At 36.9% G+C, this 20361-nt stretch carries 18 protein-coding genes and 1 riboswitch; of the genes, 6 read left to right on the forward strand and 12 right to left on the reverse strand.

The features are described 5' to 3' along the window. Positions 1 to 77: 77 nt before the first annotated feature. The 4 genes from C9J36_RS08130 to C9J36_RS08145 all read right to left on the reverse strand — a co-directional run bounded on the left by C9J36_RS08130 (position 78) and on the right by C9J36_RS08145 (position 4025). A complete protein-coding gene (locus C9J36_RS08130) occupies positions 78 to 368 on the reverse strand; it encodes a DUF1033 family protein (RefSeq protein ID WP_235616023.1) in 291 nt (96 codons plus the stop codon). Positions 369 to 620: 252 nt separating this feature from the next. Next, positions 621 to 2069, reverse strand: coding sequence for an ATP-binding cassette domain-containing protein (locus C9J36_RS08135; RefSeq protein WP_107942772.1), 1449 nt, complete (start codon positions 2067 to 2069; stop codon positions 621 to 623). A gap of 533 nt (positions 2070 to 2602) precedes the next feature. Beyond that, the gene (locus tag C9J36_RS08140; RefSeq protein ID WP_107942773.1) at positions 2603 to 3322 is read right to left on the reverse strand and encodes a hypothetical protein; all 720 of its coding nucleotides are present in this window, start codon (positions 3320 to 3322) and stop codon (positions 2603 to 2605) included. Then, the gene (locus C9J36_RS08145; protein WP_107942774.1) at positions 3315 to 4025 is read right to left on the reverse strand and encodes a hypothetical protein; all 711 of its coding nucleotides are present in this window, start codon (positions 4023 to 4025) and stop codon (positions 3315 to 3317) included. The genes C9J36_RS08140 and C9J36_RS08145 overlap by 8 nt, the downstream gene beginning before the upstream one ends. Before the next feature lie 374 nt (positions 4026 to 4399). Here C9J36_RS08145 and C9J36_RS08150 point away from each other — a divergent pair, with 374 nt between their 5' ends. Further along, positions 4400 to 4813 carry a class I SAM-dependent DNA methyltransferase gene (locus tag C9J36_RS08150; protein ID WP_107942775.1) on the forward strand — a complete coding sequence of 138 codons (414 nt, stop codon included), beginning with the start codon at positions 4400 to 4402 and terminating at the stop codon, positions 4811 to 4813. A gap of 421 nt (positions 4814 to 5234) precedes the next feature. Here C9J36_RS08150 and C9J36_RS08155 read toward each other — a convergent pair whose 3' ends face one another. Both C9J36_RS08155 and C9J36_RS08160 read right to left on the reverse strand, forming a co-directional pair. After that, positions 5235 to 5930: an RluA family pseudouridine synthase gene (locus C9J36_RS08155; RefSeq protein WP_066162970.1), complete on the reverse strand. Its 696-nt coding sequence runs from the start codon at positions 5928 to 5930 to the stop codon at positions 5235 to 5237. Between the two features lie 128 nt (positions 5931 to 6058). Continuing rightward, entirely contained in the window at positions 6059 to 6604 is a 546-nt protein-coding gene (locus tag C9J36_RS08160) for an NUDIX hydrolase (RefSeq protein WP_107942776.1), read from the reverse strand. A gap of 390 nt (positions 6605 to 6994) precedes the next feature. Here C9J36_RS08160 and C9J36_RS08170 point away from each other — a divergent pair, with 390 nt between their 5' ends. The 5 genes from C9J36_RS08170 (at position 6995) to C9J36_RS08190 (ending at position 11700) form a co-directional block, all read left to right on the forward strand. Then, complete coding sequence (locus C9J36_RS08170) at positions 6995 to 7255, forward strand: hypothetical protein (protein ID WP_107942778.1); 261 nt, start codon at positions 6995 to 6997, stop codon at positions 7253 to 7255. A gap of 389 nt (positions 7256 to 7644) precedes the next feature. Next, on the forward strand, positions 7645 to 9360 hold the full coding sequence (locus C9J36_RS08175; RefSeq protein ID WP_107942779.1) for a methyl-accepting chemotaxis protein: 1716 nt from the start codon (positions 7645 to 7647) through the stop codon (positions 9358 to 9360). A gap of 68 nt (positions 9361 to 9428) precedes the next feature. Beyond that, positions 9429 to 9707, forward strand: a complete 279-nt coding sequence (locus tag C9J36_RS08180) for an acylphosphatase (protein WP_107942780.1) — start codon at positions 9429 to 9431, stop codon at positions 9705 to 9707. 293 nt (positions 9708 to 10000) lie between these two features. Then, positions 10001 to 10642, forward strand: coding sequence for a 5-bromo-4-chloroindolyl phosphate hydrolysis family protein (locus C9J36_RS08185; RefSeq protein WP_066162958.1), 642 nt, complete (start codon positions 10001 to 10003; stop codon positions 10640 to 10642). A 2-nt stretch (positions 10643 to 10644) separates the two neighbouring features. After that, on the forward strand, positions 10645 to 11700 hold the full coding sequence (locus tag C9J36_RS08190) for a toxic anion resistance protein (protein ID WP_235616024.1): 1056 nt from the start codon (positions 10645 to 10647) through the stop codon (positions 11698 to 11700). Between the two features lie 387 nt (positions 11701 to 12087). Here C9J36_RS08190 and C9J36_RS08195 read toward each other — a convergent pair whose 3' ends face one another. The 6 genes from C9J36_RS08195 to C9J36_RS08220 all read right to left on the reverse strand — a co-directional run bounded on the left by C9J36_RS08195 (position 12088) and on the right by C9J36_RS08220 (position 20319). Further along, positions 12088 to 12285, reverse strand: a complete 198-nt coding sequence (locus C9J36_RS08195; protein WP_042475574.1) for a DUF6501 family protein — start codon at positions 12283 to 12285, stop codon at positions 12088 to 12090. Positions 12286 to 12843: 558 nt separating this feature from the next. After that, positions 12844 to 13578 carry an amino acid ABC transporter ATP-binding protein gene (locus C9J36_RS08200; RefSeq protein WP_066162952.1) on the reverse strand — a complete coding sequence of 245 codons (735 nt, stop codon included), beginning with the start codon at positions 13576 to 13578 and terminating at the stop codon, positions 12844 to 12846. Beyond that, positions 13575 to 14306, reverse strand: a complete 732-nt coding sequence (locus C9J36_RS08205) for an amino acid ABC transporter permease (RefSeq protein WP_066162949.1) — start codon at positions 14304 to 14306, stop codon at positions 13575 to 13577. The genes C9J36_RS08200 and C9J36_RS08205 overlap by 4 nt, the downstream gene beginning before the upstream one ends. A gap of 144 nt (positions 14307 to 14450) precedes the next feature. Next, the gene (locus C9J36_RS08210) at positions 14451 to 15299 is read right to left on the reverse strand and encodes a transporter substrate-binding domain-containing protein (protein WP_066162947.1); all 849 of its coding nucleotides are present in this window, start codon (positions 15297 to 15299) and stop codon (positions 14451 to 14453) included. A 117-nt stretch (positions 15300 to 15416) separates the two neighbouring features. Then, a riboswitch (Lysine riboswitch) is annotated at positions 15417 to 15605 on the reverse strand. Positions 15606 to 16169: 564 nt separating this feature from the next. Beyond that, entirely contained in the window at positions 16170 to 17414 is a 1245-nt protein-coding gene (gene odhB, locus C9J36_RS08215; protein ID WP_107942782.1) for a 2-oxoglutarate dehydrogenase complex dihydrolipoyllysine-residue succinyltransferase, read from the reverse strand. 91 nt (positions 17415 to 17505) lie between these two features. Next, the gene (locus tag C9J36_RS08220) at positions 17506 to 20319 is read right to left on the reverse strand and encodes a 2-oxoglutarate dehydrogenase E1 component (RefSeq protein WP_066162940.1); all 2814 of its coding nucleotides are present in this window, start codon (positions 20317 to 20319) and stop codon (positions 17506 to 17508) included. Positions 20320 to 20361 lie beyond the last annotated feature (42 nt).

Genomic DNA, 20361 nt, shown 5'->3' on the forward strand with positions numbered 1-20361 from the left:
TGATTTTACACTATGTCAATTTATTTTCTTAAATTTTTTTAAAATTTTCCTTTATTTCTGTCAATTGCTTAAAACCTTTATATTTCAGGCTTTATTTTTATTAAACCGTGGTAAATTTGCGCATCTTCATCGCATGCCTCGCAATATTCGCATTCATTCTCAGTCCAAAAAGCGAAGTATTTTCCATTTTTTTGCCTTTCATTTTCAAATTGCGCTCGAAATGCCGTAAGCATTTCTTGAAAAGCTTTTTCTAACGCCTCTTCTGTGTCGTAAAAGTATGTCTCCTGAATTGTCTCTTCCCAGCCTTCAAATTGCCACCATGGCTCAAAATCGGCCTTCATATAAATAATATTATACAGCTTAGACACCCTTTCATGCATTCCGATAACTGTTATTTTAATGGTATTCTGCCATGTTGTCTAATAAAAAGGTTGGTCCACTTTCTTTTCCTATCTAAAAACCATAACATGATTTGTATTGAGCTGAAATTTCGCAATTAACTATATTTTTTAATTACTAAATAGTTCCAATTGAATTTATTTAATCCATTCCTTCACTAAATATTCGAATGACTCAAATTGCAGCCGTATGTTACGAGTAAAACTTCTTTTCTTAGCTCCTTAATTGTTAAATAATTTGATTTTCTTCGTTGCAATTGCATTCATATAATGCTCATTATGGTCAATCCCAATCATCGTTGGCCCATATTTCTGTATTGCAGCAATTAATTGCTCGATTGCAAGCATATCAAGATGATTCGTTACTTCATCCCAGGCAAATAGCTCATTTTGTCCTAACAATGCCTTCGCTAATAATGCTTTTTTCTCTTGCCCTGCACTCCATGTTTCGCTTGATTTATCTGTAAATTTTGAGCGCTCAATGCCTAGTTGGTGTAGTATATGCCAATATTCTTCCTTCTCTATTTTCGTTAGCTGGTCAACCGTACATAAATAATTTTCATTATCAGCATTTTTCTGATGAAAAATCGATATATTTTTAGGTAAATGGATGCTAAAGTTACCAGTTGTTTCAAATTGTTTTACACCTAGAATAAACTTTAATAAAGAGGATTTTCCTGCACCATTTCCTCCTTCGATAAAAAATCGGTCATTTGGATAAACGTCTATCGTAATGGGCTGAAACAGTGGTAGTCCATCCTGTATAAGCGTAAAATCTCTAAAATACAAAATCTGTTTTCTTGGCTGCAAAACATGCATTTTTAATACAGAGAGCTTTTCAATATTATCGATTAATTCTCTCTTTTCCTCAATTAAAGCTTCGCTTCGTTTCTTAATCGCCTTTGACCTTTTCATATGTTTAGCAGCAATTCGTCTTGCAGAAGCATCATTCGTACTGTTTTGTTTCTTTATCCCCCAGTCACTTACACGTCTTGCCACATTGTCTAATCTATTTATTTCATTTTTTAATTTTCCATTCATTTCCTCCGTTAGTAAATCAGCATTTGCTTTTTCGTATTTCCACGTTGCAATATTGCCTTTATATAAATCTATCGATTGCTTATTAATAGCGAGTACATGGTCTACAAATTCATTTAAAAAACTTTCATCATGGCTAATAACAATAAAGCCTTTCTTTCTTTTTAAATACTGTCCAACGATTTTTCTACCTTGCAAATCTAAATTATTTGTAGGTTCATCAATTAATGGAAAGGTTTGCTCATTTAAAAATAACGCTATTAATAATATTTTCGTTTGCTCGCCACCGCTTAAGACAGCAAATTGTTTATTTAAAATAGCCACTGGTAAATTCATCAAGGCTAACTCTTGCTCAATTTTCCAAATTTCCGCATCTTTAAAAAGCGTTGAAACAGTTACCTGCTCCTCTGGATACGAAGGAAAATAGTGAAACCGCAAATTTGTTTGAATGTTGCCCTCATATTCTAGCTCATTTAGCAATAGCCTGAAAAAGGTCGTTTTCCCTCGCCCATTTCTACCTACAAGCCCTAATCTCCAATGTTCATGCATATTGAAATTCAAATTTTTGAAAATTGGCTTCGTCATCGAGTCGTATTGAAATGTTAGATTTTTTATAAGTATTTGATTTGTCATTATTCTGTCCACCTTTGTTGAAATTGGTGTACACGCATAAACAAAAAATCCTTCTGAAAAAAATTCAGAAGGATTAGAATTTATATTTTATCAATTACGCCTCATTTTAACCTTAATCTAGAGTTTCGAACTACGTAGAGGAAGTCGTTAACGGTTATACGACCTCAATTTACGGGCTTTCAAGCGATTTTAGACTAAGGTCCCTTTTATCAGCAAGTATTTGAACAACTACATTCATCTCTCAAATACGCTCCTACGGTTACTCGTCGCAGTAATAATTGCTGAATCAGGATAAACCTATTTTCATGTTTGATAAATGGGCATACTAATCCTATTTAAAATTGAAAATGCGTATACATTTTATCTTTAAAAATAGAATTATTTGCTCATGCTCCATCCATCATCCTTTCGAAAATACTTAAATCAATATATCATTATCAGTATGGGATTTCAAGGGGCAATAACAATTAAATTCCTATCAATATATAGCTAGAAATATTTTTAATGACTGTTGAAAAAATCTGCAATTTTCTTTATTCTAAATCAGCTTCATTTATACTCGTTACGATATGAAGCTGGCTTCTTCCATATCCTGTTGTGTAGCTAAAGCCATTGCCCCCACTTTGGAAATTTGTTTTATAATAATATTTCGCAAAAAATTGTGGTGATTCATTATGAATAATTAAATTGAAGTTTGTTTGCTGCAATTCATTGGAATAAAGGTGATGGATTGTTTTTGCAAATGTTTCAGATATATGCTGTACACCGTAATGTTTATCAATCGTAATTGTTTCTTTCAATTGAATTTTAGGACTGTAGAGCTGGCGACCTTGTGAAATGAAGTAATTACGATTTTTAATTAAGTATACATCCATTTTTTCAAGCGTTTCTTTTGGAAAATGCCAAACAAAAACGATGGAGCTTGGATCTTTTGAGTCAAGTTGCCAGCCATATATAAACTCGTTAGTCCCTATATCAATATAAGTTATTCGCCATTTTCCTTTTACCCATTGATAGTATAGGGAAAGCCGTTGTCCATCTTCAGCAGAAGCAGGAACAAAATAATGCTTGCCATCGACTTGAATTATATCCTCAATCGTTTGAACAACTATATTCGGTTCAAATTCCTTTAATTGACGTATGATTTCATTCTCATGAATAAATGCTTTCGGCTTTAAAATAGAAAGCTTATATACGACAAATAATATGGAGAGTAAAAAAATAATTACTATAAAGATTCGTTTTTTAGTCATACCCATTCACCTCACGAATAATGGAATCCTTTAAAGAGAAGTAAAATTGCTTCCCTTGAGTTGTTATGAGTAAGCCTTTTCCATTTTCCTCAACATAAATTGTAGGTCTCAAACCGCTGCCAGGCTTTGCTTGCGTATTAATTAGTAAATAAGGAAATCTCTCGTTAGTTATTGAGGATTCATTCAATACAATATCGATATACCAAACATGAACATCATACGTATCATGAGGCATCGCTTTTACTTTGCTTAAATCGTCTGGAATATCAAGCTCAATATGTTGCTTGCCTGTTGGGTGAATAGCGATTAATTCAGCATTTTCAACATCGTTTAAATAAGTTGCAAGCTCATTTTTTGGATAAAAGAAATGATTAAGTAATAGACCAATAAAAAATAGGAGGAAAAATAAATAATTTGCTAAAAAGCCGAGCCATGCAAAGCGTCGATATGTATCCCAACTCCCACGTCGATTTAAAATTGCAAATAAAACCCAAACCCCGAGCGGTAAAATCGCAAATTGTACAGACCTATCGAAAATAGTTAGCGTGATTGAAAATGAAAACAAACCAACAAAAGCTGCCACAATAATTTTCCAAATAAGCCCCTTTTTTTCTTGCCTTCGATAAATAATTACCACAGCAGAAATAACAATAAGCCAGCTAATAATTGTGAGCAATGACTCAACGATATTCACTTGCAACAAAAGCGCTCACCCCATTTATTCGTAAAATTACATTGATTATACTAAACTTTAAATGAGATTAGTATATATAGAGATGTAGAAAATGGAATTATTGACTTGTTTTTAGTAAACTATAGAGTGAAACTTCAATCAGTGGGAGCTTTTCCCCCCTGATTGTATAGGGCTTTTACGGATAGTTGATTTCCCACTTATCCTTAGGCCGATTTTCACTCAAGTCTTGAAGCGGGTGCCTTACTGCCCGTTAATGCGGGATAAACTAAGCTAATATTCCAAATTATCTAAACTAATCGTAGAGGAGTGTTCGAGATGATGAAAAAATTAAACACTAACTTCAATATAAATAAGAAACATGCTTATAACAGGAGGATTTTTTTATGTTAGATAAATTAGGCTTTGACCATTGGGCAGATTATTATGAAAAAACGGTGTCGGAGGCAGAATCCAGCAACCGCTATCCGTTTGCTGGCTACGAAAAGCTGCTCGAAAAAATTTGTAGAGGCATCACATCTAATCAAAATATTTTAGACATTGGCGTTGGTACAGGGTCACTTGCGAAAAGATTATATGATGCAGATAACAAAGTTACAGCTTTTGACTTTTCGCCTAAAATGGTCGCTGCTGCAAAGGAGAAAATGCCGAATGCTCATATTTTTGAATGGGATTTAACAAAAGGCATTCCGACAGAACAGCTCAACATCCAATTTGATGCTATTACTTGCACATATGTGCTACATCATTTCAATAATCAGGAAAAAATAGTTTTAATTGAAAATATGTTAAAAAAATAACTACATCTGGAAAGTTATACATCGGTGATATTTCCTTTACAACAGAGGAGCATCTTGAAGCGTGCAAGCTCACACATTCAAATAGCTGGGACGATGATGAATTTTACTTTGTTGATAATACAATTCGACCGATATTAGATGAAAAATATAATGTACAATATGAACAAATATCCCATTGTGGTGGACTTTATATTATTTCATTGAGATAGGCAAACTATCCAAAAATTCAGTTTTGCTTTGACAAAGCATTGAGAAAAACTTCATCGATTCTCTTTTATTTAAAGTAAACACGGCTAAAATCCAGTGTCTAGCACCTCTTCAAAGATAGTCTTCTCTCTTTTATTTAGCTACTATTTTGTCAAAAATATTATCACTACTGTCCAAAAGCCGGCTACTGTACGGCTTGTTGGACAGCCTCTTCTTATTGAACAGAAGTAAGTAAGGGTTCATTCCAAATATTCCACGGATGCTTGTTAGGTGGTTCAGATTTAACAGTAATGCGCTCCTTTGTTACAGGGTGAATAAAGGATAATGTATGTGCCCATAAGGCTATCTGTTGTCCTTTTTTATTTACTTCTGGTCCATATTTTTGATCTCCATAAAGCGGGTGGTCGATTTGCTGAAATTGTACCCGTATTTGATGGGAACGCCCTGTCTCTAGTTTTACTTTTACTAGTGTTAAATCGCTTTGTCTAGCAACGACATGATAATGAAGAATCGCCTTTTTTGCTTCCTTATCATTTGCTTTTTTTGCAAAAACCATATTTTTCTTTTGATCCTTCCATAAATAATGGACAAGGATGTCAGCTTCTTTTTTCACTTGCCTTCGCACAACCGCTAAATAGCCACGCTCAATATCTTTTTTTCTGAATAAATCTGACATTCGTGAGGCTGCCTTAGATGTTTTGGCAAAAACGATGGCTCCACCTACTGGACGATCCAATCGATGAAGTAAGCTTAAATATACATTCCCCGGCTTGTTATAACGAGTTTTAATATCTTGCTTTAATATTGTTAATAAATCAGGATCATTTGTATCATCTTGTTGCACAGGTATATTGATTGGTTTTTCTACAATAATTAAATGATTATCTTCATACAAAATTGGTATATGCATTTCTATCTCCCTCATAAAATATGAAATCATTAACAATTATATAATAAACATTCCATATTCTAAAGGTGAAAAGCAATGATTCATTAGTGAGCTACCAATTTTAAACTCAGTACAATAAGCAATACATGCTATTTTTTTAGCCTGTTCTTCGCTAAATAATAAGCATTTACGGTAAATAACTGTGTTTTAATTTGATTTTTTTCTACTAATCTTTCAAATTCATCAAAATTGAATAAAAAGACTTCTATTTCTTCTGTTATATCTAATTGCTGATTGTTCTCTTGATACGCATCTAAAATTAAAAATGTAGCAATTTTATTTGTCTGTGTTGCAGGGTTTACAAAAAATTCCCCTAGCTTAATTGGGGGAGCACTCGAAGTATAGCCAGTTTCTTCACGTATCTCTCGTAAAATACCTTCTTCTTGCGTTTCGCCTTGTTCGATTTTCCCTGCTGGTACTTCTATGAAAAAGTCATTTGCCGCATGGCGATACTGCTTTACTAGGACGATTTCATTATTCCGCGTAATAACGACGGCATTAACCCAATCCGCATATTCGTTTACATAGTAATCTTTAATAACAAAGCCATTTGGCAGCTCACACTCATCCTTTCGAAGATTGCCAAAATCAGTTTGATAAATATAGGCTTGATTGTGTATTGTCCATTTTTTCATGATTTCTTACCTCCAAATATTAGGGCTATCTCAAAAGCCGAATTTCTTCTCAGCGCAGTGAAAACTAGCCTTCCACTTACTTCAAGTTTAAAGGAATACCACTAATTTCAGTGATTATTTCCTTTTCAAAGAAATATTTTTGCATCTTATCTAGTTTTTTCTTTGTTGAAACTACGCCAAAAGCGTCCTCCAAGCAGGCAATGCACCGCTTTTGGGACGCCCTTCCCTCTAAATTTAAAAGCAAATTTATATTCATGCTATCATATAGCGCATGAAGTCTCCATTTGATAGGCAGACTTATGGTGGACGTTAGTTCTTGAAACTTTTTCTCTCTTTAAGGACTCTAACTATAATAGAATTGAAGACGAGCATTTTTACTTATCTGTTAATATGACAACAGGTTTTATCGAATTTTTAATGGGACCTCGAATTACGATTGCTGATTTAAAAGCATATGAAAGAAGGTCGCTTATTACGAAAGAGCAATTTCAAAGCACACTAAAAAACATCGATATAATTTTAAAATGGGCTCACGAATACGATGAAGTCAAAACCAGCGAGAAGCTCATTTACAGTCTTGCTGAGAAAAAGCCACAAAAGAAAATTGCCTGTATCAATGCCGAAACAGGCGAAATTATTTGCTATTCTTAATATGACTTTCTCTATAAATCATTTACGCCTGCACTAACTTTAATTCAAATTTTATCTAGCAAATTCAAAACCGTCACGACATACGCCTGCGTTACGCAAATTTCTGTTATATCCGCTAGAACTTTAAGCTAACATAATATTGGGCACTCTGTCGTGACGTTCTTAGGAGAAGCTCCTCCATTTTAGCGGGTATTTAGATACCCTTGAAAGAAGTTAAACCTTTTCATTATTCTGTCTATTATTCCTCTACTTGCTATGATAAAATAGCCGTAATGTGACTTCTATCAGAGGGTCTTTTCTCACAAATTGAGTCTGCCTGAGCATGATTAATAAGTGAGAATCTTGCTGAATAAAGTTAACTTCATAAAAAGGCAATAGGAGTGATTTTTTTGTTTACAGCATTCAAACGAAAAGCAAATGTTCATGATTTCTTCATGAGAGGTACGGATTTACAGGTTACAGGACGGTTTTATGACATTCTTGCTTTTAATCATTTCTCACAGCAGGACGAACAAAATCTATTAAAGATATCTCAGCAGATAAAAGATGCTGACCCATCGTTAGAACAATTTTTAATGCGCCACTTAGATGAGATTGCACCAAGTGCTGGACACTCTGTATCTACTCAGCAGATTTCGGCGTACTTACAAAGCTTTTTTAATGATAAACGTGATAATGACTATGTAAATCAGCGGATTAAATTTTTTAATATGCTACGTGAGCAACAATTTGAAATTGGTAAATTAACCGTTACTTGGAGTCAATTATCATTTTATTTACTTTCTCATGTCTTACATAAACAGCCTTCTTCAAATGAATCTTTAAAAACGATTTCTGCCACAATTAATATTGAACTACAGCTATTAACGGAAGTATGTGCAGAACGCTTTATGGAAGATGTCATTACAGAGGTGGCTACAATAACAGATGCGCATGCGCGCATTATGCATATGAAAGATTTAGTAATTAGCTTAAATAACCAAACCGAGGAAATCGCCTCCTCCTCAGCTGCAATTGAGGAGCTCACGGCTTCCATTGCTGAAGTTGCCCGCACTTCCACACGCATCGCTGAGAAAACCAATGAATCCGTTTCCTATGCCGCAAAAGGACAACAGGCGATTGAGCATGCATTACAGGAAATTTTTACAACAGAAGAAACATTTACAGCAATTGTTGAAGGTTTTACGAATTTGCAGAAATATGTTGATGATATCGAGCAAGTCGTAATATTAATTAATCAAATTGCTGACCAAACCAATCTATTAGCACTCAATGCATCGATTGAGGCAGCAAGAGCTGGCGAGCACGGTAAAGGCTTTGCGGTCGTTGCACAGGAAGTACGAAAGCTTGCAGAAGGAACAGTCTCTGCTTTAGAGGAAGTTTCCAATAATGTACATGCGTTAAAATCATATTCTAATTCTGTTTCTCAATCGATTAAAGAAACGACAACAACGATTAAAGAGGCAACATCTGAGGCAAAACAATCTTTACCACTTTTAGCATCAATTGTGGAGGCAATCGAAAGTATTGATGAAGATGTAACAAATACTGCGGCAATTTCTCAGCAACAAGCTGCGGCACTTGATGATATGTCTTCCCGAATTGTCGATATTGCGAGCATTCAGGAAGATATTCAAAGATTAAGCGATGTTACATCTCAAGATATACATTATTTAGGGAAAGAAATTAATCGATTCCGAACAGAACTTACAACTGACAGTAGTGTGACATTATCGAGCATTGCTTTGCTACAACTTTCAAAAGCTGACCATATTTTATGGAAATGGCGAGTTTACAATATGTTTTTAGGTTTAGAAAAATTACAACCAAGCGATGTATCTTCACACAAGGAATGCCGCCTTGGTAAATGGTATTCCAATGAGCAAACACAACGTCGCTTAGGCTCACATCAATCATTTATTGACTTAGACCATTATCATGAGCAAGTGCATGTATTTGCGAAACAAGCTGTAGAGGCGTACAATAATGGTAATATCCAAATTGCTGATGATTGCTTACAAAAAATTAATCACGCGTCTGAACAAGTGCTACGCTATATTAATGATTTAATTGAAATCATTGTCAAAGAGAGACAATCTATCTAAATGATGCTTCGGCTCAACTAATGCGCAGGTCAGTTAAAACTTTTATGCAAAAGGAGTGTCGACTTACGATGAAACGAGCACGTGTAATATTTTCTGGTGATGCTACAGGAACAGGTCATCGATTTTTCATTAAACAAAAAGCGCTCGAGCTTGGCTTAAAAGGACATTGTATATTGAACGAGCAAAATAATATTGAGGCAGAAGTTGAGGGTACAACCCCTGCTGTTGATGAATTTATTCATTTTGTCCAGCAAGGCGTTAGCTTACAAGCACAATCAAATCGTTTTACAATAGAAATCTTTGACGATTTAAAAGGCTTTAAAACAATGAAAACCGACATTATATAAAGTGAAACTAGCAATCAGAGGAAGCTTTCCCCACTGATTGCTAGCTGAACCAATCAGGCTTTTATGGGCAGTTAATCCCCCATTTATCCTTCAGCCGATTTTCACTTAAGTCTTGAGGTAGGGTCTTACTGCCCGCTAATGCAGGATAAAAAAAATCGGTGAACATGTAGGCAAAGTCATTTGGCTTTGTCTATATGTTTTTTTAGCGTAAAATAAAAGAAAAAACATATTGGTGAAACTTTTTTGCAGCTAGCTCGTATTTAGTAGTAACAATCAATATAGGAGGTACGAAAATGCTTAGCACAATGAACTTTATCAATCGCCATGGACTGAGCTTAATCATTAGCTTTGCTGTATTTGTTATTACAGTTATCAATTTTGATTTAGGCATTTTTATCGTGCCACTGTTAACGATCGCAAGCTATTATGCAAGTAATAAAGGAATTTTAGCTTTTCAAAAAGCAAAAAGAAGCAAAATGCTTGGCTTAACACGCTCGGAATATAAACATATTGAACAGCATATCAAACTAGCGAAAAATGACTTAGCCTTACTTATGCAACAATATGTACGTGTACGCTCTGTACGCTCTTTTAAATTAATTAATGAAATGAATAAACTTGCCAAGCGCATCATTGGTATTGTGCAATCAAATCCGCAAAAATTTTATGCGGTTGAGGATTTCTTCTATTCTCACCTCCCTTCTGCTGTGCAGTTAATAGACAAGTACACTTTATTAACAAAAGAGCAGGTAGGCGGTACGGAAATACATTTAGCTTTAGAAGAAGCCCGCAAAACACTGAAGGAGCTATATACAACAATGGAAGACGATTTAAAGTTGGCATTAAGCTCTGATATTGAGCATTTAAAGCTTGAGCTTGATTTTGCAAAGCTTGAAAATCAAAAAAGGAAAGATCGTTTAATCGGTGGTGAATAAGCATGCAACAAAATCCATTTGAAGCATTTAAAAATACAGGGAGTCGCTTTGCTGAAATGGCAGAGGAGGAATTCCAAGTTGCGCAGGAAAGCCAATCTGTAAGTCCTCTTTATGCTGCATTAAGTCAGCAAGATAAAGGTCGAGCACTGGCATTAGCGAGCGAGCTTAAAATTAATATTTATGAAAATGTGCTTGCTTTCGGCTTACAGGCCCAGCAAGCGCTTCGTGATTTTACCGCTAATATGGCTATCCATATCGAGCGAAAGGATCATAGCAAAGTTGGCGAGGTGCTATCACAGCTTATTTCTTATTTAGAGCAAATTAATCCAGATGCGCTTATCGGGCAAGAAAAGGGCTTTTTGAGTAAGCTTTTTTCAAAGCAAAAGCAATCAACACAAGAAGTTATGACACATTATAAAAAACTAAGTAAACAAATTGACCGCCTTGCAATTCAATTAGAACATGCACAAATGGGTTTATTGCGTGATTTTAAGCTATTAAATGATTTATATGCCTTGAATGAGCAATATTTCGCAGAGATTAACATCTTTATTGCAGCTGGCGAGCTTAAGCTTGCTGATGTCAAAAATAAGCTTCCCGCCGTCCAGCCGATTGACCCAATGGAATTGCAGAAATTAAATGATCAAAAAATGGCGATTGAATGGCTTGACCGACGTCTTTATGATATGCAAATTTCGAGGGAAATAGCTATTCAAGCCGCACCACAAATTCGTTTAATGCAACAAACGAATCAATTATTAATCGATAAAATACAGGCATCTGTTATGACAACAATCCCTATGTGGCAAACACAAATTTCTACACTACTGACAATGAATCAACAGCGTCGTGTAGCAGAGGCACAGGATAAATTAATGCGTGCCTCTGATGAATTGGCTCGCAAAAACGGCAAAATGCTGCAAATGAAGTCAAAGCAAGCTGGTATATCACATGCTGACATAGATCAATTCAAACAAACACAGCTAAAATTACTACAGGATATCGAAGAAACACTCCGTGTACACGCGAAAACAACTGATGTATACGAGTCCATTTAAAAGATGAAGAGAGCGTCCAAAAAGCGGTGAAGTTGCCAGCATTTTGGACGCTTTCGTTGATATTTCTTTAAAGAATTCACTGATGATTCTTTAAAAATAGGAGAAAGACAAGGTTTAGCGGATTTTCCTTCGTATGAAAGTAAAAATTGAATTTTGATTGTCTACGCAAGAAGAGATTGCCTCATAAGTCCCCAAAATAAAGTGAAGCTATCCGAAAAGTGTAGATTTTTTCGGATAGCCCCCTGCCCTGCTTCTATATCTAAAAATACTTACCTTTGCGGTGGTAAATTATCACTATCCCAGTGGCAAAGGGAACGTCTCAAAATGACTTTTCAGACGCCCCCCTTCTCTTTTGGCAGTTGTATCATATCCGCCTCTTATACTATATTACTCAAAATAATCTTTATAATAGCCGCCAACTTTTCCTGTGTTGTCAACTACAAAAAGAAATTCCTCTGTTTCATTTTTCACTTCGTATTCTTTGCCAACTGTTAGTACATTCGATACTAAGTATTTTGCGGCATTTGTATGCACACATTTCACTGTACGAATTGTAGGCGCATCTTTCCATTTTAAATGTAACATTTGTGTAACCTCTCTTTTAGCCTGTTTCCTTATATTTTATACGATTTCCCTTAAGAATGGTAGTTTTTCAAAGCATTCAGCAAAAAATTGTTAGATATAGGCGTGCGAAAAGACGTATATTGCCGCCATTTCGCACATTCCTGGTAGTATTTCAGAAAAATGTTTACTTATGAAAATAGAGGGTGCTTTCTTTGATTTAAAAAAAGACGTTACTTTTTCAATCGTTTTTCTTTGAATTCAAAATGAAGAGTAAACCATTGCCGCCCACTTATAGGACATGATAAAATGGCGTGTGAGGTGAAAGTTTATGTCAAGTATACCAAGCTGGTTTTGGGCATTAGCCATCGCTTTTGCTATTATTTTTATTGTCGTTTCTGAATGGAATTCAAGACGTTAGAGGAGCTTTTTTCGTACATATTAAGGTGAAGTTACCTTTACTATTTTAAATGAACGAATTAGGTCATTTATCTAAGCTAAGCAAATCTAGAACAATATTATGCTCTAAATAAAAAAAGATTGTCTGAAAGCGTTGCGTTAGCTTACTTCCAGACAATCTTTTTATTTCAGTGTGCGTTTTAAAAATTCTTTCGTACGCTCATGCTGCGGATTGACTAGCACCTGTTCTGGATGCCCTTCTTCCACAATAACACCTTTATCCATAAAAACAATGCGGTCTGCTACTTCACGAGCAAACTCCATCTCATGTGTTACGATGAGCATCGTATTGCCTTGATTCGCTAAAGTACGCATGACTTTTAATACTTCTCCTACCATTTCAGGGTCTAGTGCTGATGTTGGCTCATCAAATAGCATAACATCCGGATCCATCGCTAATGCGCGCGCAATCGCTACGCGTTGCTTTTGTCCACCAGATAGTTGGCGCGGCTTTGCGTTTTTGTATTTTGCCATTCCGACAATTTCTAAATACTTCATTGCTTTTTCGACAGCTTCTACTTTATTGCGTTTCAACACTTTTTGTTGGCCCACTGTGCAATTTCCGATAACATCTAAATTATTAAATAAATTGAATTGCTGAAACACCATGCCCAAATGTGTTCGATATTGCTCTACATTATGTTTGCCAGTTAAAATATTTTCACCATTATAAATAATGCTGCCGCCTGAAGGTGTTTCTAATAAATTAACACAGCGTAAGAGCGTTGATTTCCCTGAACCTGACGAGCCAATTAAACAAACAACCTCGCCCTTTTTTACTGAAAAATTCACATCGCGCAACACTTCATGAGAGCCAAATGATTTACGTAAGTTTTTAATTTCAATCATTGTTGTCATTGCATTTGCCCCTCTCTCTCCTTATCGACCTGATACGCATCAGGACCATCTAGCTTGCGCTCCATTAAACGTAAAATTCGCGTTGCTGTAAATGTCATTATAAGATACATGATACATGCAATTAAAAATGACTCCGCAAACTTAAAATTTGCCCCCGCAACAGATTTTGTTTGGAAGAATAGCTCTGTTACACTAATTACACTCAATACTGCTGAATCTTTAATATTCATTACAAGCTGATTTCCTGTTGCTGGTAAAATATTACGTGCTACTTGTGGTAAAACAACAAAAATCATCGTTTGTAAATGATTCATACCAACTGCTTGTGCCGCCTCATATTGCCCTTTATCAACCGATACAATACCACCGCGCACAATTTCAGCCATATAAGCACCTGTATTTAAACCGACAACTACTAACGCCGCTACAAATCGATCTAGCTCAAGACCGTATGCGTACAAACCATAATACACAACCATTGCCTGTACAATCATTGGTGTACCACGGAAAATTTCTACATAGCAAGTAAGCAAGAAGTTTACTATTTTTAATAAAATACTTTTAAAAGATTTTGTTTTAACAGGAATCGTATGCATGATACCGATGAAAAATCCGATAAACGCACCAATAATTGTACTAATAATTGCAATTGCAAGCGTCATATATGCGCCACGTAAAAACATCGGCCAGTTGTTTTCCAAAATTGCCATGATTGTTTCGAAACTCATAAAAATCCCCCTAACAGCAGGCTGTCTTTATCTTATAAAGGGAGCCAGCCATTTTGAGATGGCTCCTTGTGCCAAGGATTATTCCTTGAAAATATAGAAGCTAGGGCTGTCCGAGAAAGTTCGGACAGCCCCTTACTTTATCAACTACTCAGCAGATGCTGGTTGATTTGCAATCGCTTCTTCCATTAACTTTTGGCGATCATCCTCTGAAATTCCCTCTAAAATCTCACTCATTTTATCAGTAAGTTCATAGTCTTTACGTACACCAATTGCAACTGCTGTATCACCAGGATCTGTATCAAAGCCGTCCTCCAACACTGCGTAGGCAAAATTATTATTGGCCATTGCTGCTGAAATTGCTTCTGGACGCTCGGCAACATAGCCATCAATTGCGCCTGATTCAATTGCAACTCGCATTGCTGGGAAGCTATCCATTGCTACTTCCTTTTTCACACCGGGAATTTGATCAATTACTAAATAGTTTGACGTATTTAGCTGTGATGTAATTTTTGCACCAGAAAAATCTGCTAACGTTTTGGCACTTTCATATGGGCTACCTTTTTTCACAACGATGACGAAATCAGATGTATAGTAATTTGATGTGAAATCAATTGATTTTTTACGTTCTTCCGTTGGACTCATCCCTGCGATAATAGCATCTACCACACCAGATTGTAATGCAGGTACTAAACCATCCCATTCAATTTTCACGACTTCGAGCTCCATACCAAGTCCATCAGCAATTTTTTTCGCTATTTGTACATCGTAGCCACCTGCATATTCAGCAGAGCCACTAATTTTCACAGCACCATTTGCATCTGTTTGCTGCGTCCAGTTAAACGGTGCATAGCCCGCTTCCATACCAACCTTTAATACTTTTTTTCCTTCGCCATCTTCCGTGGAGGATGAACCCTGTTTTTCTCCAGTGCCACATGCTGCCAACATAATAACGGTTAACATAGTAACTAACATAAACAGCCATTTTTTCTTCATGTAAAATTTCCCCTTTTCTTATTTATTTTGGGCTTTATCTTATACAAAAAAGCGACCTAAAGAATTTTAGGTCGCTGCCATTTAATAAAATAAAAGCCCAAATCCTCTAAGTTCCATTGATGAGATAGCACAACTTGAGTAAGCTGGAAAGAAATACTCAAGACAGTCCTGCAATTATTCACTGCAAGCCCAGCATATCGAATTACGAGCTTTCCGATACACTTCGGCGATATTTCCTTCTTCTTCATTTCACTGTTGCTCAAAACTCCATGAAAAACTATTAAATATCGCGCCTCTACCCCACTAGAACGTGAGGTATTTCTTATAAAGTTATTTAGCTAAATCATATACTACCAAATGCTCATTGTCAAGTGGCCTCCAAAAAATAGTGGCTATAGGGCGATTTACTCGTATTTGATTAAAAAAACATTTAAAAAGAGAAATAGCCCATTTTAAAAGCTTGTAAACAATTAATTTATCATTTTTTTCTGCGAGCTGAAAGTAGAGAACGAAGACAGGCACTGCCTTTTAGATAGCTCTTTGAACTAGATTAAATCAACAGCCATTATTTTTCCTTTATCATTGCTTTAGAATGTGCATCCACTTTTAACAATTTATAAATTTGTGATAAATGATTTTCCACTGTACGTTCTACTACATTCATTACTATTATTACCTTATTAACCAAGGGAGAAATGGGCTCTGTGTCCCCACAACAACAGATACCTACAGCTAAAACCGCGGTGTTTCATAACATAATTTGGGGAAATTCACACTTCTAATTTCATTGCGAGGCATGATAAAGGGAATTTAACCAAAGAAAGCGTCCAGAAAATAGTGCGTTAGCACGCTTTCTGGACGCTCATTCAATTAAGAATTTAATAATAAATCTTCTGGATTTTCGATTAGCTCTTTTACTGTTTTTAGGAAGCCTACTGAATCTTTACCATCAATAATACGGTGGTCATATGATAATGCAACGTACATCATTGGACGGATTTCGATTTCACCGTTAATCGCTACTGGACGTTGAACGATTGAGTGCATACCTAGAATACCAGCTTGTGTACCATTCATAATTGGTGTAGACATTAATGAACCGAACACACCACCATTCGTAATTGTGAATGAACCGCCTGCCATATCATTTAAGCCTAATTTTTTGTCACGTGCTTTTTTTGCTAATTCAGCGATATCTTTTTCGATTTCTGCAAAGTTTTTGCTATTTGCATCGCGTACTACAGGTACAACTAAACCTTCTTCAGTAGACACGGCAATACCGATATCAAAGAAGTTATTTAAGTGAATTTCATCACCGCTGATTTGTGCATTCACATAAGGATATTTCTTAAGTGCTGCTACAACTGCTTTTGTGAAGAATGACATAAAGCCTAGTTTAATATCGTTATCTTTAACGAATTGCTCTTGCTTACGTTTACGCAATGCCATAATATTTGTCATATCAATTTCGTTAAATGTTGTTAACATAGCTGTTGATTGCTTCACTTCTAATAGGCGCTTAGCAATTGTTTGACGGCGACGAGACATTTTCTCGATTGTTACACGATCAGTTTCTGCAGCAGGAGCAAATACAACAGGACCGTTTGTTGTTGCAATTGGCGCTACTGCAACTGGTGCTGTACCGTGAGCTGCTACGTCTTGAACACGAACGCGACCTTGTGGGTCCATTGGAGATACTGCCGCTAAATCGATACCTTTTTCACGTGCTAATTTGCGTGCTGCTGGGCTTGCTACTACACGCTCATTTGAAGTTGTTTCAGCAACTGGCGCTGGAGCTGCAGGAGCCTTTGGGACTTCCTGTGCTGGTGCTGCTTGTGCCGGTGCTGCTTCCTCAGTCGCTGGTGCTGGCGCTGCGCCTTCCCCAGCCTCCACTACTGCGATTACTTGTCCAACAAGTACAGTATCGCCTTCTGCAGCCAGTATTTGTGTTAATACGCCTGCCTCTTCAGAAATAATTTCTGCATTTACTTTATCTGTTTCTAACTCAACGATAAACTCGCCTTTTTCAACTTGGTCTCCAACTTTTTTCACCCACTGGGCAATTGTTCCTTCTGTAATCGATTCTGCTAATTCAGGGACTTTAATTTCAGCCACTTTCATTTCCTCCTTTAAATTAAACAACATATAGAAAGGCTACTGCACATAAGGCTGGTAGCCTTTTCATGCATCCAACAACATTATACTATTATTTTACTTTAACTGCCTCTGTTACGGCTTCCGCTATAATTGCTGCTTGCGCTTCCTTATGAGCATCCGCATCACCTTCAGATGTTGAACTCATTGAAGGGCGACCTACATAACGTAGTTTTTTACCTTCTGAAAGCTCGTATAAGCTTTCAAGCGCGTAATTCCATACACCTTGGTTTTTCGGCTCCTCTTGCACCCAAACAACTTCCTTAGCATTTGGATACTTCGCAATAATATTAGCGATTTGCGCACTTGGGAATGGATATAATTGCTCTACACGAATGATGTGTAAGTGGTCAAAGCCTTCACCATCTTTCACGCGATCCGCTAAATCAATCATTACTTTCCCTGTACCTAATACGATGCGCTCTACCGCCTCCGCCTTAGTACCTAGACCAGGTTGTTCAATGATTTCTTGGAATGAGCCCTCTGCCAGTTGCTCTGCATTTGCAGCGGCCAATGGGTGACGTAATAAATACTTCGGTGAAGCCACGACTAATGGACGTACACCCTCTGTTCCTAACATTGCTGCTTGACGACGCAATAAATGGTAATAGTTTCCTGCGTTTGAGCAGTTCGCAATAAACCAGTTATTTTCCGCAGCCATTTGTAAATAACGCTCAATTCGGCTTGATGAATGCTCAGGGCCTTGACCTTCATAGCCATGAGGTAATAGAATAACTAAGCCTGATTTTTGTCCCCACTTTGCACGAGCGCCTGAAATGAAGTTATCAAACATTGCTTGTGCCATATTGGCAAAGTCACCAAATTGTGCTTCCCAAATCGTTAAAACATTCTCATTTTCCAAAGTATAGCCGTATTCAAAGCCAACTACCCCTGCCTCTGTTAGTGGCGAGTTATAAACTGTGAATGATGCATTTGCATTTTGAATATGATGTAATGGCGTATATTCGCTGCCATTATTTTTATCGTGCAGTACTAAATGTCGCTGAGCAAACGTACCACGCTGTGCATCTTGACCAGTGAAGCGAATTGGCGTGCCATCTTGAAGCATTGTAGCAAATGCTAATGTTTCTGCATGTCCCCAATCGATTTTACCTGTAGCGAATGCATCACGGCGTTTTTCCAGAATTTTACCAAGCTTGTTTTGCGGCTCAAAACCTTCTGTAAATACTAATAAATCTTCATTAATTGCCTGCAAACGCTCTACACTTGTCGTTGTATCAATTTGTGGAAAATCCACTTTTAATTCTTCTGGCATTTCAAGTTGCTTATGCTCATCTTTTTCTGCCATTTCCTTCACATGATCATACGCAGCTTGCATTTCTGCATATGCAGCGCTATCAAGTGCCTTCACTTGTTCTTCCGTTACAAGACCTTCAGCAACTAATTTTGCACCATAAAGCACACGTACTGGGTCGTGTTTCGATACTATTTTATAAGTTTCAGGGTTTGTCACTGTTGGGTCGTCTGTTTCATTATGACCGTGACGACGGTAACCAACTAAATCGATAATAATATCTTTGCCGAATTTTTGACGATATTCTGTTGCAAAGCGCCCAACTTGCACTACTGCCTCTGGGTGGTCTGCATTGACATGGATAACAGGAATATCATAGCCTTTCGCAGGGTCTGATGAATAAGTTGATGAACGAGAATCATACAGTTCTGTTGTGAAGCCAATCATATTATTTGCGATAATATGAATTGTCCCTCCAGTTGTAAATCCTTCTGTTTTTGCAAAGTTCATCACTTCTGTCACGATACCTTGCCCCGGGAATGCCGCATCACCATGCACCAAAATACCTAAACCTAAAGTAGCGTCATGCTGAGCATACCCATTTACTGATACATTGTCTTGCGCCGCGCGAGTCGAACCTAGCACTACAGGGTTACCAATTTCCAAGTGAGACGGGTTGTAAGCAAGTTTTACGTTCATACCTGATTCGCGCACATACGTCGCACCCATATGGTATTTTACATCACCAGTCCAACCTTTTGTAATTTGTAAACGCCCATGCTCCGGTATAAATAAATCGTTTGAAACATGTGCAAAATCAGAGAACATCATATCATATGGCTTATTTAAAATATGCGTTAACACGTTTAAACGCCCACGGTGTGCCATACCGATTCGTACATTTTTCACATTTCTTGCTTCAGCAGTTTTTAAAATTTCATCAAATAAGACAATTTGTGTGTCTAACCCTTCTCCCGAGAAGCGCTTTTGACCTACGAATGTTTTATGAATAAATTTTTCAAAGTTTTCAACATGTGTTAAGCGGTCTAATAGCGCTTTCTTTTCATCTGTAGAAACAGCTACTGATAACGCCCCTGATTCGATTTGAGATTGGAACCATTCACGCTCCTCAACTGTGCCTACATGGTTGTATTCAAACGCAATCTTATCCGTATAAACAGCTTTTAAATAAGCAATTGCATCGCGACCGTTTTGGATACCCGCCGGTACATTTTTGAAGAATACTGTAGCCGGAATTTCAGCTAAATCAGCTTGACTCAAGCCAAATGCGCTTTCTTCGACTTTCGCAGTAGCAAGTGCACGGTTTTTTAACGGGTAAATATCGGCAGCTAAATGACCATAAACCCGGATTGATTCTGCTAATTTTACAGCTGCTAACACTTTGCTAAAATCAACTTGTGAAGTAACTGTGCCTCCAGTTACAGCAACTTCACCTTCAACAGGCGCTCCAAATTGTTGGAACAATTCAACTAAAGCTGGTTCTACTTCTTCGGGAGATTGTAGAAATAAGTCGTATTGCTCCATGACGTAACCTAAGTTAGGGCCTGCAAACGCTGACCAAGGTGAACCATGTAATACATTGTTCGACATGAAAATAACCTCCAAATTTTGCCTGCATGGCAGTTCCATTTT

The sequence above is a fragment of the Metasolibacillus fluoroglycofenilyticus genome (assembly GCF_003049645.1).
GTDB lineage: Bacteria > Bacillota > Bacilli > Bacillales_A > Planococcaceae > Metasolibacillus > Metasolibacillus fluoroglycofenilyticus.

Coding starts and splice junctions, on each gene's coding strand:
- C9J36_RS08135 (WP_107942772.1), bottom strand. CDS start 2,069: ATGACAAATCAAATACTTATAAAAAATCTAACATTTCAATACGACTCG.
- C9J36_RS08140 (WP_107942773.1), bottom strand. CDS start 3,322: ATGACTAAAAAACGAATCTTTATAGTAATTATTTTTTTACTCTCCATA.
- C9J36_RS08150 (WP_107942775.1), top strand. CDS start 4,400: ATGTTAGATAAATTAGGCTTTGACCATTGGGCAGATTATTATGAAAAA.
- C9J36_RS08155 (WP_066162970.1), bottom strand. CDS start 5,930: ATGCATATACCAATTTTGTATGAAGATAATCATTTAATTATTGTAGAA.
- C9J36_RS08160 (WP_107942776.1), bottom strand. CDS start 6,604: ATGAAAAAATGGACAATACACAATCAAGCCTATATTTATCAAACTGAT.
- C9J36_RS08170 (WP_107942778.1), top strand. CDS start 6,995: ATGACAACAGGTTTTATCGAATTTTTAATGGGACCTCGAATTACGATT.
- C9J36_RS08180 (WP_107942780.1), top strand. CDS start 9,429: ATGAAACGAGCACGTGTAATATTTTCTGGTGATGCTACAGGAACAGGT.
- C9J36_RS08185 (WP_066162958.1), top strand. CDS start 10,001: ATGCTTAGCACAATGAACTTTATCAATCGCCATGGACTGAGCTTAATC.
- C9J36_RS08190 (WP_235616024.1), top strand. CDS start 10,645: ATGCAACAAAATCCATTTGAAGCATTTAAAAATACAGGGAGTCGCTTT.
- C9J36_RS08195 (WP_042475574.1), bottom strand. CDS start 12,285: ATGTTACATTTAAAATGGAAAGATGCGCCTACAATTCGTACAGTGAAA.
- C9J36_RS08200 (WP_066162952.1), bottom strand. CDS start 13,578: ATGACAACAATGATTGAAATTAAAAACTTACGTAAATCATTTGGCTCT.
- C9J36_RS08205 (WP_066162949.1), bottom strand. CDS start 14,306: ATGAGTTTCGAAACAATCATGGCAATTTTGGAAAACAACTGGCCGATG.
- C9J36_RS08210 (WP_066162947.1), bottom strand. CDS start 15,299: ATGAAGAAAAAATGGCTGTTTATGTTAGTTACTATGTTAACCGTTATT.
- C9J36_RS08220 (WP_066162940.1), bottom strand. CDS start 20,319: ATGTCGAACAATGTATTACATGGTTCACCTTGGTCAGCGTTTGCAGGC.